General features: G+C 73.3%; 14 protein-coding genes and 1 riboswitch. Of the genes, 13 read left to right on the plus strand and 1 reads right to left on the minus strand.

The features are described 5' to 3' along the window. Positions 1–174 precede the first annotated feature (174 nt). The 13 genes from QSK26_RS18645 (at position 175) to QSK26_RS18705 (ending at position 16,064) form a co-directional block, all read left to right on the plus strand. Positions 175–1,323, plus strand: a complete 1,149-nt coding sequence (locus QSK26_RS18645) for a nitric oxide synthase oxygenase (RefSeq protein WP_285776434.1) — start codon at positions 175–177, stop codon at positions 1,321–1,323. Positions 1,324–1,400: 77 nt separating this feature from the next. Next, positions 1,401–3,947, plus strand: a complete 2,547-nt coding sequence (locus tag QSK26_RS18650) for a M14 family zinc carboxypeptidase (RefSeq protein WP_285776435.1) — start codon at positions 1,401–1,403, stop codon at positions 3,945–3,947. 89 nt (positions 3,948–4,036) lie between these two features. Next, a riboswitch (guanidine-I (ykkC/yxkD leader) is annotated at positions 4,037–4,173 on the plus strand. Positions 4,174–4,228: 55 nt separating this feature from the next. Next, the gene (locus tag QSK26_RS18655; RefSeq protein ID WP_285776436.1) at positions 4,229–5,362 is read left to right on the plus strand and encodes an agmatinase family protein; all 1,134 of its coding nucleotides are present in this window, start codon (positions 4,229–4,231) and stop codon (positions 5,360–5,362) included. Further along, complete coding sequence (locus QSK26_RS18660) at positions 5,362–6,363, plus strand: ABC transporter substrate-binding protein (protein WP_285776437.1); 1,002 nt, start codon at positions 5,362–5,364, stop codon at positions 6,361–6,363. The genes QSK26_RS18655 and QSK26_RS18660 overlap by 1 nt, the downstream gene beginning before the upstream one ends. Next, complete coding sequence (locus QSK26_RS18665; protein ID WP_285776438.1) at positions 6,360–7,244, plus strand: ABC transporter permease; 885 nt, start codon at positions 6,360–6,362, stop codon at positions 7,242–7,244. The genes QSK26_RS18660 and QSK26_RS18665 overlap by 4 nt, the downstream gene beginning before the upstream one ends. Further along, a complete protein-coding gene (locus tag QSK26_RS18670; protein WP_285776439.1) occupies positions 7,241–7,993 on the plus strand; it encodes an ABC transporter ATP-binding protein in 753 nt (250 codons plus the stop codon). The genes QSK26_RS18665 and QSK26_RS18670 overlap by 4 nt, the downstream gene beginning before the upstream one ends. Before the next feature lie 77 nt (positions 7,994–8,070). Further along, positions 8,071–8,844, plus strand: coding sequence for an enoyl-CoA hydratase-related protein (locus QSK26_RS18675; protein WP_285776440.1), 774 nt, complete (start codon positions 8,071–8,073; stop codon positions 8,842–8,844). An 87-nt stretch (positions 8,845–8,931) separates the two neighbouring features. Then, complete coding sequence (locus QSK26_RS18680; protein WP_285776441.1) at positions 8,932–9,069, plus strand: hypothetical protein; 138 nt, start codon at positions 8,932–8,934, stop codon at positions 9,067–9,069. A 190-nt stretch (positions 9,070–9,259) separates the two neighbouring features. Then, positions 9,260–10,969 (plus strand): FAD/NAD(P)-binding protein, encoded by a 1,710-nt coding sequence (locus QSK26_RS18685; protein WP_285776442.1) that lies wholly within the window; start codon positions 9,260–9,262, stop codon positions 10,967–10,969. A 43-nt stretch (positions 10,970–11,012) separates the two neighbouring features. Then, on the plus strand, positions 11,013–12,620 hold the full coding sequence (locus tag QSK26_RS18690; protein ID WP_285776443.1) for an ABC transporter substrate-binding protein: 1,608 nt from the start codon (positions 11,013–11,015) through the stop codon (positions 12,618–12,620). Then, the gene (locus tag QSK26_RS18695; RefSeq protein WP_285776444.1) at positions 12,617–13,570 is read left to right on the plus strand and encodes an ABC transporter permease; all 954 of its coding nucleotides are present in this window, start codon (positions 12,617–12,619) and stop codon (positions 13,568–13,570) included. The genes QSK26_RS18690 and QSK26_RS18695 overlap by 4 nt, the downstream gene beginning before the upstream one ends. After that, a complete protein-coding gene (locus QSK26_RS18700; RefSeq protein WP_285776445.1) occupies positions 13,567–14,442 on the plus strand; it encodes an ABC transporter permease in 876 nt (291 codons plus the stop codon). Before QSK26_RS18695 ends, QSK26_RS18700 begins: the two co-directional genes overlap by 4 nt. Then, positions 14,439–16,064, plus strand: coding sequence for a dipeptide ABC transporter ATP-binding protein (locus QSK26_RS18705; protein ID WP_285776446.1), 1,626 nt, complete (start codon positions 14,439–14,441; stop codon positions 16,062–16,064). Before QSK26_RS18700 ends, QSK26_RS18705 begins: the two co-directional genes overlap by 4 nt. Here QSK26_RS18705 and galK read toward each other — a convergent pair. After that, entirely contained in the window at positions 16,061–17,182 is a 1,122-nt protein-coding gene (galK, locus tag QSK26_RS18710) for a galactokinase (protein WP_285776447.1), read from the minus strand. The genes QSK26_RS18705 and galK overlap by 4 nt on opposite strands. Positions 17,183–17,211: the final 29 nt, after the last annotated feature.

A 17,211-nucleotide genomic window follows, 5' to 3' on the forward strand; every position in this document is an offset into this window, starting at 1 on the left:
ATCAGAAACCGGACGCAGCGGGGAAGGCCGCTGCGTGTCAGGGTCTCGGTGTCGCCCCGGACGGCGCCCCGGCCCGTGTACAGAGTGTGGGCGGTTGTTTACGTGCTGACCTGGCGAAGGTACCGGCCTGATGGGTGGGAACTCGACCAAGGTGTACATGTCGATCTGCGGGACATGCCGGCCGAGCCGGAGGAGATCGAATCTCGCGATCCCGCGGACATCCTGGAGCAGGCGGCGGAGTTCCTCCGGCTGTACCACGCGGAGGACCCGGAGGCAGGCTCGATCAGGCCCCGGCTGCGCGAGGTCCGCGACGAGATAGCGCGGACCGGCACCTATACACAGACTCTCGACGAGGTGACCTTCGGCGCCCGGGTGGCCTGGCGCAACAGCGGCCGGTGCATCGGGCGGCTGTACTGGAAGTCGCTGCGGGTGCGGGACCGGCGGCGGGTCAACACCCCCGAGGGGGTGGCGGTGGAGGCGGTCGAGCACCTCAGGGGCGCCGCGACCCAGGGCAAGATCCGCCCGACCATCACCGTGTTCGCCCCCGACCGGCCGGGCGAGCCCGGCCCGCGGATCTGGAACGAGCAGCTCATCAGGTACGCGGGCTACCGCGAGCCGGACGGCTCCGTGGTCGGCGACCCGCGCAACACCGCGATCACCGACCTGGCGCTGGCCGGCGGCTGGAAGGGCGGGGCGCGTACCCCGTTCGACGTGCTGCCGCTCATGGTGTCCGGCGGCGACGGCAAGCCGATGCTGTGCGAGATCCCCGGGGACGCGGTGCTGGAGGTGCCGCTGACCCACCCGTCCTACCCGTGGTTCGCCGACCTGGGGCTGCGCTGGCACGCCGTACCGGTCATCTCGAACATGCGGCTGGAGATCGGCGGGGTCGGCTACCCGTGCGCGCCCTTCAACGGGTGGTACATGGGCAGCGAGATCGGCGCCCGCAACCTGGCCGACGAGGACCGGTACAACATGCTGCCGGTGGTGGCCGGACGGCTCGGCCTGGACACCTCCTCGGACCGGTCACTGTGGCGGGACCACGCCCTGGTGGAGCTCAACGTGGCCGTGCTGCACTCCTTCGACCGGATGGGTGTCACGGTCACCGACCACCACACCGAGTCCCGGCGCTTCCTGACCCACCTGGAGCGGGAGGAGAAGGCGGGACGGGTGTGCCCGGCCGACTGGAGCTGGATCGTGCCGCCGCTGTCCGGTTCGACCACGCCGGTCTTCCACCGCTACTACGACGATGTGCAGTTGACGCCCGCTTTCGTCCATCATCCGGAGAACTACCCGACGGAGCTCGTCTGTCCTGTTTTGCATTGATCTTGTGACTTCGCCGGTCCGGAACCGAGATCGGCGGCACGTCATAGTCACGTGACTTATCTCTGAGGAGGTCACACGTGGGTGTGAAAAGCGTGCCGGTGATCTTAGGTATGGCGGTGGCGGCGACTCTGCTCGCTCCCGCCGTACCGGTGGCGGCGCAACCCGACCCCAAGCCCCTCGCGGGCCGGGAGGAGCGCTTCGGCAACGGGCCGGAGCGCAACGAGGCCGCGGCCCGGTTCTTCGGCGGCGGGCACGGCGGCGACCACCGCCCCGTGGACCGCGACCGCGGCTATCCGCGGCAGGTCCGGCTGCCGGTCCCGCCGGTGGAGCCCGCCGACCGGTCGATCAAGCTCGGCCTGATGCCCTACCACGGCATCGCCGGTCGCCTGAACGACCTCCAGCGGCGCAGCGACCGGATCAGCGTCGAGGTGATCGGCCGGTCCAGCCAGGGCCGCGACCTCTACCTGGTGACCGTGACCGAGCCGGAGAGCGGCAAGGAAGCCCGGCGCCAGGAGGAGATGCGCGAGCGCATCGAGCACGACGCGGCGAAGGCGGCCAAGGACAGGAAGCTCGCCGAGGACTACAAGGTGCCGCTCTTCGTGAACGGCAACATCCACGGCAACGAGTGGGAGGGCACAGACGCCATCCTGCGGGTCGTCGAGGAACTCGCCACCGCCAAGGACCCGGCGACCAGGGACCTGCTCCGCAGGACCCGCCTGCACTTCGACGTCACCGCCAACCCCGACGGCCGCACGGCCGGCACCCGGGCCAACGGCAACGGCTTCGACATGAACCGCGACTTCATCACCGGCTCCCAGCCCGAGGTCCGGGCGATGCGCCAGGTGATGATCGACACCCAGCCGGCCGTCATGCTCGACCTGCACGGCTACGTCAACGGCACGCTCATCGAGCCCACCACGCCGCCGCACGGCCAGAACTACGAGTACGACCTGTTCATCAAGAACGCCTACGCCAACGCGCTCGGCATGGAGGCCGCGGTCAACGCCCTCGGCTACACGCCCGAGAAGGACGGCGTCGAGCCGCCGCAGATCCCCTTCCGCGACTCCGTCGACGGCTGGGACGACTGGCCGCCCATCTTCACCCCGCAGTACGCGGTCTTCCAGGGCGCCGTCGCCTCGCACACCATCGAGATCCCGCTGCGGGTCAACAACGCCTCCTACGACACGCTGCCCGAGGAGGAACTGCGCCGCCGCTCGGCGATCAACACCGACGTGGCCGCCGCGACGATCCGCGCCGCGCTCTCCTTCACCAAGGACAACCGGGCCAGGCTGATCGCCGACCAGATCGAGGTGTTCCGGCGCGGCGAGGCGGGCGAGCCCCAGCGCACGCTGCCGGTGGGCGCGATCCCCGGTTGGGGACCGGAGGACATCTACACCACGACCTTCCCCCGGGCCTACGTGATCCCGGCCGGTGACGGGCAGCGCTCGGCGGTGGCCGCCGCCCGGCTGGTGGACCACCTCGTGGCCAACGACGTCGAGGTCGAGCGGACGAAGCGCGACGCCCACATCGGCGGCAAGCGCTACCCGGCCGGGTCCTACCTGGTCGACATGCACCAGCCCAAGCGCGGCCTGGCCAACGTCATGCTGGAACCGGGCAAGGACATCAGCCCCGACGTGGACGCGATGTACGACATCTCCGGCTGGAGCCACGCCCAGTTGTGGGGCGCGACCGTCGACACGGTGACCGGCGGCCTGCCGTACGTGCACGCGGACCAGGTCACGGCCGCCGCGCCCACCGGCTCGGTGGACCACGGCAGGGGCGACCTGGCGCTGCGCCTGACCGACGGCAAGGACGTCGCCGCCCTCAACGCGCTGCTCGCCGCGCGCGTCCAGGTCAGGCTGGCCGCCGACGGCACCGCCGTCGTCCCCGCCTCGGCCCGCAGGCTCGCCGAGACCTTCGCCGACCGGTACGGCGTGACGTTCGGCAGGGCCGCGGTGGCGGGCGAGACCCCGCTGCGCACCCTGCGGATCGCGGCGGCGGCCTCCTCCGACGAACTGTTCACCCTGGAGGAGATGGGCTTCCCGGTGACCCCGGTGTCCACCGCGACGATCAACGCGGGCTTCGACTGGTCCACCGCGGACGTGCTCTACGTCTCCAGCGGCCTGTCCTACGGCGGGCTCACCCCGGCGGCCCGGACGGCGCTCGACGCCTTCCTGACCAGGGGCGGCGTGATCACCCGGGGCTCCACCGGCGCGTCCTTCAACACGGCGGCGGGGCTGCTCACCGCCCAGGCGGTGGCCGGCCGGAGCGACGCCAACGGCGTGGTCCGGGTCACCGGGCAGGCCGGCGCGCCGGAGCACTCGTTCGTCTACTCGCCGCGCTGGTTCACCGGCCTCGGCCCGGAGGTGAGCGTGGTGCAGTCCTACGCGCAGGGCAACCCGCTGGTGTCCGGCCACTGGCGGCCGAACGCCGACGGCGGCGGCGGCCCCGCCGCGGCGGCCGGGCAGCCGGCCGTGGTGCGCGGGCAGGACGAGCGCGGCGCGGCTGTGGTGCTCTTCGGCACCGAGCCGCTCTTCCGCAACCACCCGAAGGGCCTGTTCGCGCAGGTCGGCACGGCGATTCTGTGGGCGGGCGCGACCGCGGGCGCACAGGTGACCGGCTGACCCGTGTGTGGTGGAAGTCACAGGTGCGGAACCTCCGGTTAATGCAGCGGAAACCGGTGGGGTTTGCACTAGCAGGGACTCACGAAAGCGTGAGGCGCACCTAGGGTTCCGCCGCCAGCTTGGCCGTACGGCGTCCGGCGCGACGCCGTACGGCCCTGGCGGGTCTGGTCCGAGAGGTGCAGGCGGCCGCGAGGCCGTTCCACGGCGGGACAAAAGCCCGGGAGGCCGGCCGAACCCCGGCTGCCTGACGGCCGGGGACTCCCGCACAAACGGAGCCCGCCATGCACTACCACCCCGGCAGACCGTACGACGACCACGGACCCGAGGCGCGCTTCGCCGTCGAACGCGAGGCCGAACTGCCCACCACGGCCTGGGACCGCGAGGTGGCCTGGGCGCTGGAGGTCGGCCTGCAGGGCGCCGACTCCATCGTGGACCGGCGCATCCCCACCTTCTCCCGCGGCGAACTGCCGCACTTCGCCGGCATCAACACCTTCCTCAAGGCCCCCTACGTCGAGGACGTGCGCCGGTGCGGCGAGTACGACGTCGCGATCCTCGGGGCGCCCTTCGACGGCGGCACGACCTACCGCTCGGGCACCCGCTTCGGCCCGCAGGGCATCCGCAAGATCTCCGCGCTCTACGGCCCCTACAGCTTCGAGCTGGGCGTGGACCTGCGCGAGTCGATCACGATGGCCGACCTCGGCGACGTGTTCACCATCCCGGGCAACATCGAGAAGACCTTCGACCAGATCTCCAAGGCCGTCTCGCACGTCTACGCCAGCGGCGCCTTCCCCGTCGTGCTCGGCGGCGACCACTCCATCGGCTACCCGACGGTGCGCGGCGTGGCCGAACACCTGTCGGGGAACCTCGGGATCATCCACTTCGACCGGCACGTGGACACCCAGGAGACCGACCTCGACGAGCGCATGCACACCACGCCGTGGTTCCACGCGACGGACCTGCCCAACGTGCCGCCGCGCAACCTCGTCCAGATCGGCATCGGCGGCTGGCAGGCGCCGCGGCCCGGGGTGAAGGCCGGCCGCGAGCGCGGCACCACGATCATGACGGTCACCGACTGCGTGGAGATGGGCATCGAGGCCGCCGCCGAGCGCGCGCTGGAGGTGGCCTGGCGCGGCGCCGAGGCGGTGTGGCTGTCCTTCGACGTGGACTGCCTGGACGCCGCCTTCGTCCCCGGCACCGGCTGGCCCGAGCCCGGCGGCTTCCTGCCGCGCGAGGTGCTCAAGTTCATCCAGATCATCGCCGACGCCGCGCCGCTCGCCGGGATCGAGGTCGTCGAGTGCTCACCGCCCTACGACAACGCCGAGATCACCTCGCTGATCGCCACCCGGGTCATCTGCGACACGCTCGGCTGCCTGGTCCGCTCCGGCCACCTGCCCAAGAACAAGGGGGCCTCCTGATGCTCGCCGCCGCCCGGCGCCTGCTGGCCGCCGTCGCCGTCCTCACCCTCGGTACGGCCTGCGCCGCCACCGGCGGCACGGCCGGGTCCGGTGCCGACGACACCATCACGCTCGGCTTCTCCGCCTGGCCCGGCTGGTTCCCCTGGCAGGTGGCCGAACGGCAGGGCCTCTTCGCGAGGAACGGCGTCAAGGTGGAGCTGAAGTACTTCGACAGCTACACCGACAGCCTGACCGCCCTCGCCACCGGCAACATCGACGCCAACAGCCAGACGCTCAACGACACGATCGCCTCGGTCTCCGGCGGGGCGAAGCAGTCGATCGTGCTGGTCAACGACAACTCCACCGGCAACGACCAGATCATCGCCCGCCCCGGCATCGACTCGGTGGCCGCCCTGAAGGGCAGGACGGTGGCGGCCGAGCAGGGCACGGTGGACCACTACCTGCTGCTGCTCGCCCTGCGCAGGGCCGGGCTCACCGAGCGGGACGTCACCTTCAAACCGCTGCCCACCGACGCGGCCGCCGCCGCGTTCAAGGCCGGCCAGGTGGACGCGGTCGGCGTCTTCGCGCCCTTCACCACCACCGCCCTGGAACTGCCCGGCGCCAAGGCCGTCGCCACCTCCAAGGACTTCCCCGGCGCCATCCCCGACCATCTCGTGGTGTCCGCCGATCTCGTCACCGACCGGCCGCAGGCGGTCCAGGCGCTGGTCAGGACCTGGTTCGACACGCTGACCTGGATCGAAGGACACCGGGACGAGGCGGTGAAGATCATGGCGGAGCGCGCCGGGGTGAGCGAGGCCGACTACCGCGGCTACGAAGCCGGTACGACGATCTTCTCGCTGGCCGACAACCTCGACGCCTTCGCCGACGGCGACACCGACGCCCACCTGAGCCACCAGGCCGACTCCATCGCCGCCTTCCTGGTGGACGCCGGGCTCGCCGACGCCAAGCCCGCGCTGGACGGACTGCTCGAACCCCGGTTCGTGAGGAGCCTGAAGCCATGACACCCCTCTCGGCCGCGGCGAAGACCCCGGCGGACGCGCCGTCCGAAGCCGGGCGGGACGCGTGGGCGCCGCTGCCCCGCCGCGGGGTCCGGCCGCGGGCGATGGCGGGCGGTGCGATGGCGGGCGGGCTGTCCGGGCGGGCGAAATGGGGGCTGCGGGCCGCTTCGGTGGCGATCCCGCTGGCCGCCTGGCTCGCCGTCGGCGGCGCCGGGGTGGTGGACCCGGCCTTCCTGCCCTCCCCGGCGGCCGTGTGGGCGGCCTTCCTGGAGATGGCCGGCAACGGGCAGCTCGCCTCCGACGCGCTGGCCAGCCTGGGCCGGGTCGGCGCCGGCTTCGGCCTCGCCGTGCTGATCTCGGTGCCGCTCGGCGTGTTCATGGGCACCTCGCCGGCCGGGCAGGCGTTCTTCGAGCCGGTCATCGGCCTGCTGAGGTACATGCCGGCCAGCGCCTTCATCCCGCTGCTGATCATCTGGCTCGGGCTGGGCGAGCCGTCCAAGGTGGCGATCCTGGTGATCGGCGTGGTGTTCTTCAACACGCTGATGACCGCCGACGTCGTCCGCCAGGTGCCGGGCGAGCTGCGCCAGGTCGCGGCCACGCTGGGCGCGACCGGCTGGGAGACGGTCCGCAAGGTGATCTGGCCGCACTCGGTGCCCGGCGTGCTGGACGCGATGCGGGTGAACGCCGCCGCCGCGTGGAACTTCGTGGTCGTCGCCGAACTGATCGCCGCCGAGTCGGGACTCGGCTACCGGATCGTCCGGGCGCAGCGCTTTCTGCAGACCGACACGATCTTCGCGGTGCTCGTCGTGATCGGCTGCATCGGGCTGCTCATCGACGTGCTGCTGCGCGTGCTGCGCGACCGGGCGGGGAGGTGGAGCCGGTGACCCTGACGTTGAGCCGGGTCGGCAAGGACTACGGGACGCGGCGCGTGCTGGACGGGATCGACCTGACCGTGCGCCCGGAGGAGTTCGTCTGCATCGTGGGCGCCAGCGGTTCCGGCAAGTCCACGCTGCTCAACCTGATCGCGGGCCTCGTCCCGGCGTCCTCGGGCACCCTGGCGCTGGACGGGGTGCCGGTCACCGGGCCGGGGCCCGAGCGCGGCCTGGTCTTCCAGTCCGGCGCGCTGTTCCCCTTCCTGACCGTGGCCGGCAACGTCGCCTTCGGCCTGCGGCTGCTCCCGCTGTCCCGGGCCGACCGGGACCGGCGGGTGGCGTGGTACCTGCGCGAGGTCGGCCTGTCCGCGCTCGCCCGCGCCTATCCCAGGGAGCTGTCCGGCGGGCAGCGCCAGCGGGTCGCCATCGCCAGGGCGCTCGCCTGCGAGCCCTCGGTGCTGCTCCTGGACGAGCCGTTCGGCGCGCTGGACGTGCAGACGAAGGAGGACATGCAGCTCTTCCTACGCCGGGTCTGGCAGGACACCGGCACCACCGTGCTCATGGTGACGCACGACGTCGAGGAGGCCCTCATGCTCGGCCAGCGGGTGATCGTCTTCGGCTGCGACCCCGGCCGGGTGGCCGCCGAGGTGCCGGTCGGCCTCCCCGCGTCGCGCACCCTGGACGTCAAGCGCACCGCCGCGTTCCAGGCGCTCAGGGTCACCGTCGAGGACCTGGTCCGGGCCGGCATGCCGGCCACCTGACACCGCCGCCGCGCCGGTGGGGGAGCCGGCCGATGCAGTAGAATTTTGTTCGGTCAATGGGCTGGAAGGGGTGCGGCATGGCGGAGCTGGTGCTTTCCTCGCTGGAGGAGGGGGTGCTCACCCTCACCTTCAACCGGCCGGACCGGCTGAACGCGTGGACGGAGGCGCTCGGCCGGCGGTACTTCGACCTGCTGGAGGAGGCCGAGAAGAATCCCGGGGTGCGGGTGATCGTGGTCACCGGGGCCGGCAGGGGATTCTGCGCGGGGGCCGACTTCGAGGCGCTGTCCGCCCTCCAGGCCGGCACCTACGAGCACGTGTCGGACCCGCGGCCCAACACCTTCCCGATCTCCATCCGCAAGCCGGTCGTCGCGGCGGTCAACGGGGCCTGCGCGGGGCTCGGCATGGTGCACGCGCTGGTGTGCGACCTCGTGTTCACCGCGGCGGAGGCCAAGTGGACCACCGCGTTCGCCCGTCGCGGTCTGATCGCCGAGTACGGCCTGTCGTGGATCCTGCCCAGGCTGGCGGGTCAGGCCAGGGCGATGGACCTGCTGCTGTCCGGCCGGACGTTCACCGGGGCGGAGGCGGAGACGCTCGGGCTCGTCAGCCGGGCGGTGCCGGGGGAGCGGCTGATGGCCGAGACCCTCGCCTACGCCCGCGAGCTCGCCGCGCTCAGCTCGCCCGCCTCGATGGCGGTCATGAAGGCGCAGGTCTGGGGCGACTGGGACCGCACGCTGCCCGAGGCCGCCGACGCGGCCGTCCGCCACATGGCCGACTCCTTCCGCCGCCCCGACTTCGCCGAGGGCGTCGCCAGCTTCCTCGAACGCCGCCCCCCGGACTTCCCCGCCCTCTGACCACCGAAGCCGCCGTCCCTCCGGAGAACCCGGCGTCCTTCCACAGAACGCCGGCGTCCTTCCGCGGCTAGAAGCGGCTAGAAGTCCATGTCTCCGACGGTGACCGGCGCGCGCCGGGACGGCGTCCGTCGCGTCGCCGCCGGCCTGTTCGCGGAGCAGCGCCAGGAGCTGCGGATCGTCACCGGCGGCGGCGAGCAGGTCCCGCAGGACGGCGCCCAGTGGTGAGGACCAGGTCGCGTCGATACGGAGAGTCATCATCGTCACGCGGTGTTACCGTGAGTTCGACGTACCCCGCTCACCCTCGAAGGTCGCCCCCTTTTCGCCGCATTTCGACCACTCGCCCCGAAAGGGTTGACAGAGATCTATGCATTTCCTACCGTCTAACTAGGTTAATCGGTGGGATCGGAGAGCCGACATGGGTGCCGTAGCGGTGGTGGGAGCAGGTCCCACGGGGACGTGCCTGGTGGAGCGCATCTGCGCGAACGCCCCCGACCTGCTGCGCTGGCCGGCGCTGGACATCCACGTCATCGACCCCTACCCGCCGGGCGGCGGACGGGTCTGGCGCAGCGACCAGCCGGGCCTGCTGTGGATGAACTCGACGGCGGCCGACGTGACCCTCTTCACCGACGAGTCGGTGGCCTGCGCGGGACCGATCGTGAAGGGGCCCTCGCTGGCCGAGTGGCTCGGCGGCGACCCCGGCCTCTTCGCGCCCCGCCCGGTGCAGAACGCCTACCTGTCCTACGTGTTCGACCGCACGGTCGCCACCGCGCCGCGCGGGGTGCGGATCCACGTGCACGCCGCCCGCGCGGTGAGCCTCGCCGACCTGCCCGAGGGGCAGCGGATCGGCCTCGACGACGGGCGCGTCCTCGACGTGGACGCCGTCGTCCTCGCCCAGGGGCACGGCGACGTCACGCCGGCCAGGGCCGAGCAGGAGGACGCCGCCTTCGCCCGGCGGAACGGACTGCTCTACCTGCCCACCGGATACGCCGCCGACCTGCCGCTGGACCGGGTGCCCGCCGGGCAGCCGGTCCTCGTCCGCGGCATGGGGCTGGCGTTCGTCGACCTCATGGTGCTGCTGACCGCCGGCCGGGGCGGGCGGTTCACCAGGGAGTACGACGGGGAGCTGGTCTACCTGCCGAGCGGGGCGGAGCCGCTGCTGCACGTGGGATCGCGCAGGGGCGTGCCGTACCACGCGAAGACCGGGTACACGCTGGCCGGCGGCCGGCCGCGGGAGCCCAGGTTCCTCACCCCGGGGGCACCGGCGGAGCTGGTCCGCAAGGAGCTGGCGTTCGCGTACTACCGGGAGCTGATCACCGCGCACGGGGAGCGGTGCAAGATGCGCTGGGCGGAGTTCGAGGACGCGTACGCGGACCTCGACTGGGGGAGCGCGGAGATGCGCGCGCTGATCCGGCGGGCGGTGCCCAAGCCCGCCGACCGGCTGGACTTCGACCGGCTGGACCGCCCCCTGCACCAGATCAGGTTCGGCGACCACGCCGGGCTCCAGCGCTGGATGCACGGCTACCTCGCGGCCGACCTGCGCCGGCGGGCCGACCCCGCGCACAGCGCCGACCTCGCGCTGATCTACGCGCTGATCTCGGCCCACGGCGTCCTCACCGAACCGGACCCGTGGTTCAGGAGCTTCTTCAGCTACATCGCCAGCGGGCCGCCCGGACAGCGCCTGGAGGAGATGCTCGCCCTGGCCAGGGCCGGCGTGGTGACCTTCCTCGGCGCGGGGACACACGTCGAGCGGCGCGCGGACGGATGGCGCGCGGTCAGCAGGTCCGTGCCCGGCGGCGTGGAGGCGGCGGCGCTCATCGACGCCCGGCTGCCCGCGCCCAGCGTCAGCCGGGCCACCGACCCGCTGATCGCCGGCCTCTACGCCACCGGCGGCTGCGAGGAGGAGGCCGGCCTGCTGAAGGTGCGGCCGGAGGACCGCCGGCTGGTCGGCCGGGACGGCGCCGCGCACCCGCGCAGGTTCGCCTTCGGCCCGTGGGTGGTCGCCGGGCGCGGCACCGCGGGCTTCGCCCGGCCGGGGCTGAACGCCCCGCTGTTCCGGGGCGCGGACGCGCTGGCCAGGACCGTGCTGAGCGAGGCGGTCGCGACCGAGGCCAGGCGGGTGGCGTGAATCCGCGCCCGCCATGCGAAGAGCGAGATCGAGGAGTGCACGGATGAGATTACGCGTGCTGGCCGTGGCCGCGGTGTTGTCACTCGGCGCGTGCGGCACCGGCGGCGAGACCGCGGCCCCGGCGGCGGACGCATCCCTCGTCTGGGCGGTGGAGACCCAGCCGATCACCTTCAACCCCCACCTGTGGGCGCAGAACAAGGCGCGGCTGCTGGTGCACAACCAGTTCGACGCCCTGGTCCACAAGACCGCCGACGGCGGGTTCGAGCCGTGGCTCGCCAAGTCCTGGGAGGTGTCGGGGGACGGCCGCGAATACACGCTCCACCTGCGCGAGGACGTGACGTTCCACGACGGCGAGAAGTTCGACGCCGCCGCGGTCAAGGCCAACTTCGACCAGCTACGCAAACCCGGCTACGCCCCGGCCGTCGCCGCCGTCAACCTGGCCCACCTGGACGAGGTGAAGGCCACCGGGCCCTATACCGTGACGTTCACCCTCAAGGAGCCCGACGGGCTGTTCCTGGACTTCCTGTCCGCGCCGCAGGCCGGTCAGGTCTCGCCGAAGTCGCTGGCCGCCGCCGCCGACCTCAAGGCGGGCGGCCCCGACCTCGTCGGCACCGGGCCGTTCATCCTGGACAGGTTCGTCCCCGGCCAGGAGGCCCACTACCGGCGCAACCCCGCCTACGCCTGGGCGCCGCCGGGCGCCGGCCACCAGGGGCCCGCCCACCTGGCCGAGATCACCTACCGGTTCCTGCCCGAGGCCGCCACCCGGGTGGGCGCGCTCACCTCCGGCCAGGTCCAGATCATCGAGGGCGTGCCGGCCACCGAGATCGCGCTGATCAAGAACGACCCGGCTCTGCGGCTGCAGACGAGCCTCAACTCCGGCACCGCCTTCACCTACTACTTCAACCTCGCCCACGCCCCGACCGACGACCAGCGGGTCCGCGAGGCGTTCCGGGACGCGGTGGACCTCGACACCGTCCTCGCGTCGGTCTACCAGGGCACCGCCCGCCGCGCCTGGTCGCTGATCGGCCAGGCGAGCCCGTTCTACGACGCCACCCTGGAGGGCACCTACGGCAACGACCCGGCGCGCGCCAACCGGCTGCTGGACGAGGCGGGCTGGACCGCGCGCGACGCCGAAGGGTTCCGGGTGAAGGACGGCAAACGGCTGACCCTGCGCGCGGTCTCCTCGGCGCCGTTCGTCCGCGACCGGCGTGACGTCCTCGCCCAGGCGATCCAGGCCGCCGTCAAGCAGAGCGCCGGGATCGACTTCCAGGTCAAGATCGTGGACCAGGGCGCGGCGGAGCAGGCGTACGCCGCGGACGAGTACGAGGTGTTCGAGAACTCGCGCGGGGACAGCGACGCCGGCGCGGCGCTCAACCTGATCCTGCCCAGCGGCGCCGCCATCGACCGCGCGCACCTGGACGACCCCGAGGTGGAGAAGCTGCTCGCCGAGGCGTCGGCGAGCTCCGACCCCGCCGAGCGGAAGGAGCTCTACGCGAAGGTGCAGCAGGAGGTGGTCGCCGAGCAGGCGGCGGTCTTCCCGATCTACGTGCCCGCCGACCAGGTCGCCGCCACCGCCGCCGTCACCGGCCTCGGCTTCGACCCCGCCTCCGGCACCCCCGCCTCCGCCTACGACCTGCGGATCGGCACGTGACCACCGTCACCCGCCGGGCGGCCCACGTCGCACGGAGGGGCCTCGGGGGTCTCGCCGTACTGTGGGCCGCCGCCACCATCGCCTACGCGGCCCTGCTCCTCGCCCCCGGCGACACGGTGGACGCGATCATCGGCGACGGCCTGGACACGCCGCGGATCCGCGCCGAGATCATCGCGGAGTGGGGCCTGGACCGGCCGGAGATCGTGCAGTACCTCGACTACCTCGGCCGCCTCCTGCACGGCGACCTCGGCCGCTCCTACCTGTTGCAGCGCGGGGTCGGGGAGGTGCTGGCCTCCCAACTGCCCTCCACGGCCGCGCTGGCCGTCGCCGCGGCGCTCACCGGGGTGACCCTCGCCCTCGCGCTCGCCCTGGTCACGGCGGGCCGCCGCACCGCGTTCCGGTCCCGGCTGCGCGCCCTCACCGGCACGGCCGAACTGGTCGCGGTCTCGGTGCCGCCGTTCCTGATCGGCATCGTGCTGCTGAGCGTCTTCTCCTTCCGGCTCGGCTGGTTCCCGGTCGCCGGGGACCGCGGACTCGCCTCGCTGGTGCTGCCCGCACTCGCCCTGGGCATCCCCGTCGCCGGAGTCCTCGGCCAGGTGCTCAGGGAAGGGCTGGAACGCGCGGTGGAGGAGCCGTTCGCCCTGACCGCCAGGTCGCGCGGCATCACCGAACGCGCCCTCGTCGCCCGGCACGCCCTCCGGCACGCGCTGCTGCCCGCCGTCACGCTCACCGGCTGGTTCACCGGCCTCCTGCTGGGCGGCGCGGTCATCGTCGAGGCCGTCTACGGGCGTCCCGGGATCGGCCAGATCGCCGTCCAGGCGGTCGACAGCAGGGACATGCCCGTCGTGATGGCGGTGATCCTGTTCTCCGCAGTGGTCTACGTCGTCGTCAGCAGCCTCGTCGACCTGGCCTACCTGGTGGTCGACCCACGCCTGCGGGAGAGCCGATGACCGTCGTCAAGGAGCACACCCCACCCCTGACCGGGTCGCCCAGGCCGCGCGGGGCGGCGCGCCTGGGTGACCTGCCCTTCGGCGCGATCGCGTCGGCGGCGCTCCTCGCCGTCGTGGTCGTCGCCGCCGTCGCGCCCGGGCTGCTCACCCGGGCCGACCCGCTCGCCGCCGACCCGCTGCGGGCGCTCGCCCCGCCCGGCGGCGCCCACTGGTTCGGCACCGACCACCTCGGCAGGGACGTGCTGGCCCGGGTGGTGCACGGCGCCGGCCACTCCCTGAGCATCGGCGCGGGCGCGGTGCTCGTCGCCGTCGGGGTCGGGCTGCTGCTCGGCGTGCTCGCCGGCCTCGCGCCGCGGCTGCTCGACGAGGCGCTGTCCCGCGCCTTCGACACGCTGGCCACCTTCCCCGACGTGATGCTCGCCCTGCTCGTCATCGCGATCCTCGGGCCGGGCACCGGCAACGTGATCCTCGCCATCGGCCTCGCCCAGATCCCCAACTACGCCCGGGTCATCCGCGCCCAGACCTTCGTGGTCCGCCGGTCCGGATACGTCGAACAGGCGGTGACCTTCGGCCTGGCCTGGCCGCGGCTCGTCCTGCGGCACGTGCTGCCCAACGCGCTCGGCCCGCTGCCGGTGCTCGCCACCATCGGGCTCGGCCAGGCCGTCATCGCCGCCTCCGGGCTCAGCTTCCTCGGCATGGGCCCGCAGCCGCCCTCGCCGGAGTGGGGGACCATGCTCGCCGAGGCCCGCAACTATCTGCGGGTCGCCTGGTGGCAGGCGTTCTTCCCGGGGGTCGCCGTCACCCTCACCGTGATCTGCCTGACCGCGACGGGCCGCCGTCTGCAACGCCGCTTCGAAGGGAGACGGTCATGAGCCTGGTCACGGTCGAGGACCTGCGGGTCGGCTTCCCCCGGGCGGGCGTGCGGGCCGTGCGCGGGATCGGGCTCACCGTCGGCGCGGGGGAGTGCGTCGCGATCGTGGGCGAGTCCGGGTCGGGCAAGAGCGTGACCGCGCGGAGCCTCGTCGGGCTGCCCGGCCCGGGGGCGGAGGTGACCGCCGCCCGGTTCGAGATCGGCGGCAGGGACGCGCTCCGCTTCGGCGAGCGGGACTGGCGGCGGGTGCGCGGCGGCTTCGCCGGGCTGGTGCTCCAGGACGCGCTGGTCTCGCTGGACCCGCTGCGCAGGGTCGGCGACGAGATCGCCGAGGTGCTCGCCACCCATGACGTCGTGCCCAGGGCCGGCCGCGCCCGGCGGGCCGCCGAACTGCTCGCCTCGGTCGGCGTCCCGGAACCGGAGACGCGCGCCCGGCAGTATCCGCACCAGCTCTCCGGCGGCCTGCGGCAGCGGGCGCTGATCGCCTCCGCGCTCGCCGCCGACCCGCCCCTGATCATCGCCGACGAGCCCACCACCGCGCTCGACGTCACCGTGCAGGCGCAGGTGCTCGCCCTCCTCGCCGCCCGCAAGGCCGAGGGCACCGCCCTGCTCATGATCAGCCACGATCTCGCGGTGGTCGCGTCCATCGCCGACCGGGTGCTGGTGATGAAGGACGGCGTCGTCGTGGAGGAGGGGCCCACCGGGCGGGTGCTCGCCGCCCCGGGGCACGACTACACCCGCACGCTGCTGGCCGCCGTGCCCTCGGCCGCCTCCCGCGGCACCCGGCTGTCCGCGATCGCCGCGGGCGGCGTAGCGCTGCGCACCCCGCTGCCGCCACGCGAGGCGCGCGGCACCGAGCCCATCCTGTCCGCCGACCGCCTCACCGCGTCGTACGGCTCCCGCCGGCTCGTGGACGAGGTGTCCCTGGAGGTACGCCAAGGGGAGACGGTCGGCATCGTGGGCGAGTCGGGCTCCGGCAAGACCACCGTCGCCCGGCTGCTCCTCGGCCTGCTGGAACCCGCCTCCGGCGAGGTGCGGCTGCGCGGCGAGCGATGGTCGGGCGTCCCCGAACGCAGGCGCAGGCGCTCCCGGACCGCGATCCAGCTCATCTCGCAGAACCCGCTGGACTCCTTCGACCCCCGCTACACCGTCGGCCGCCTCGTCGCCGAGCCGTTGACCGCCCTGCCCCGGCACCGGCGCCGGGACCGGGTGTCGGAACTGCTGGACCGGGTCGGGCTGGACGGCGATGTCGCGGCCAGGCATCCCAGGGCGCTGTCCGGCGGGCAGCGCCAGCGGGTCGCCATCGCCCGCGCCCTCGCGCCCCGCCCCGACATCCTGGTCTGCGACGAACCCGTCTCCGCCCTCGACGTGTCGATCCAGGCCCAGGTGCTGGACCTGCTGGCGGAGATCCAGGCCGCGGACGGCACGTCCCTGGTGTTCATCTCGCACGACCTCGGCGTCGTGCACCACGTCAGCGACCGGGTGGTGGTCATGCGCGGCGGCCGGGTCGTCGAGGAGGGGCACGTGGACGAGGTGTTCTTCATGCCCCGCGAGGACTACACGCGCGATCTGCTGGCCGCGGTGCCCACGCTCGGCCGTACCCCCGGCCGCACCCCCGGCTAGGCGAGGCGGCGGGCGCCCGCGGACGGGGTCGCGGCCAGGAACCGCGGCGGGCGCCAGCCGCGCTCGGCGTAGGCGGCGGACACCGACTCGCACACCGACTGTTCCCGGTCCTGCGGCACCAGCGCGATCGCCGAGCCGCCGAAGCCGCCGCCGGTCATCCGCGCGCCCCTGGCCCTGCCGCGCACCGCGGCCTCGACCGCGACGTCCAGCTCCGGGCACGACACGGCGAACTCGTCGCGCAGCGACAGGTGGGACGCGTTCAGCAGGGCGCCGATCTCCGGCACCGCTCCGGCGCGGAGCAGACCGACGACCGCCTCCACCCGGTGGTTCTCGGTGACCACGTGCTGGACCCGGTCGCGCTCGGCACCGGTGAGGACGCCGAGCGCCCCGGCCAGGTCGGTCACATCGCGCAGCGACTCGACGCCCAGCCGCTTGGCGGCCCGCTCGCACTCGGCCCGGCGCGTCGCGTATCGCCCGTCGGCCAGTTCGTGCCGCACGCCGGTGTCGATGATCAGCAAGGTCAGCCCGTGCGCCGCGAGGTCCAGCGGCACCGTACGGCCGGCCAGGCTCCGGCAGTCGAGCAGCAGCGCCCGGCCCTCCTCGCCCAGCGCGGAGGCCGCCTGGTCCATGATCCCGCTCGGCACGCCGGCGAAGTCGTTCTCCGCGCGCCGCGCGAGCACGGCGAGCTCCATCCGGGACAGCCCCAGGCCGTACAGCTCGTCCAGCGCGAGCGCGACGGCCACCTCCAGGGCGGCGCTGGAGGACAGCCCCGCGCCGCGCGGCAGGTCGCCGTCGATCACCACGTCGGCGCCGCCCACCGGGTGGCCTGCCTCCCGCAACGCCCAGACCACGCCCGCCGCGTACCGTGCCCAGCCCTCGGCCTCGCCCGGGTCGGCGATCGTCAGCGGCCCGCCGGGCATCTGGACGGACAGCAGCCGCAGCACGCCGTCCGCGCGGGGCGACACCGCGGCGCTCACCCCCCACGGCACCGCGAACGGCAGCACGAGGCCGTCGTTGTAGTCGGTGTGCTCGCCGATCAGGTTCACCCGGCCCGGCGCGTGCCACACGCCGTGCGGGGCGGCGCCGTACGCCTCGCGGAAAGCCTCGGCAACGTGCATGAACACTCCTCATCGCTGACCCTGACGTA

Source organism: Microtetraspora sp. NBRC 13810, from assembly GCF_030268685.1.
In the GTDB taxonomy this organism is placed as follows: domain Bacteria; phylum Actinomycetota; class Actinomycetes; order Streptosporangiales; family Streptosporangiaceae; genus BSRQ01.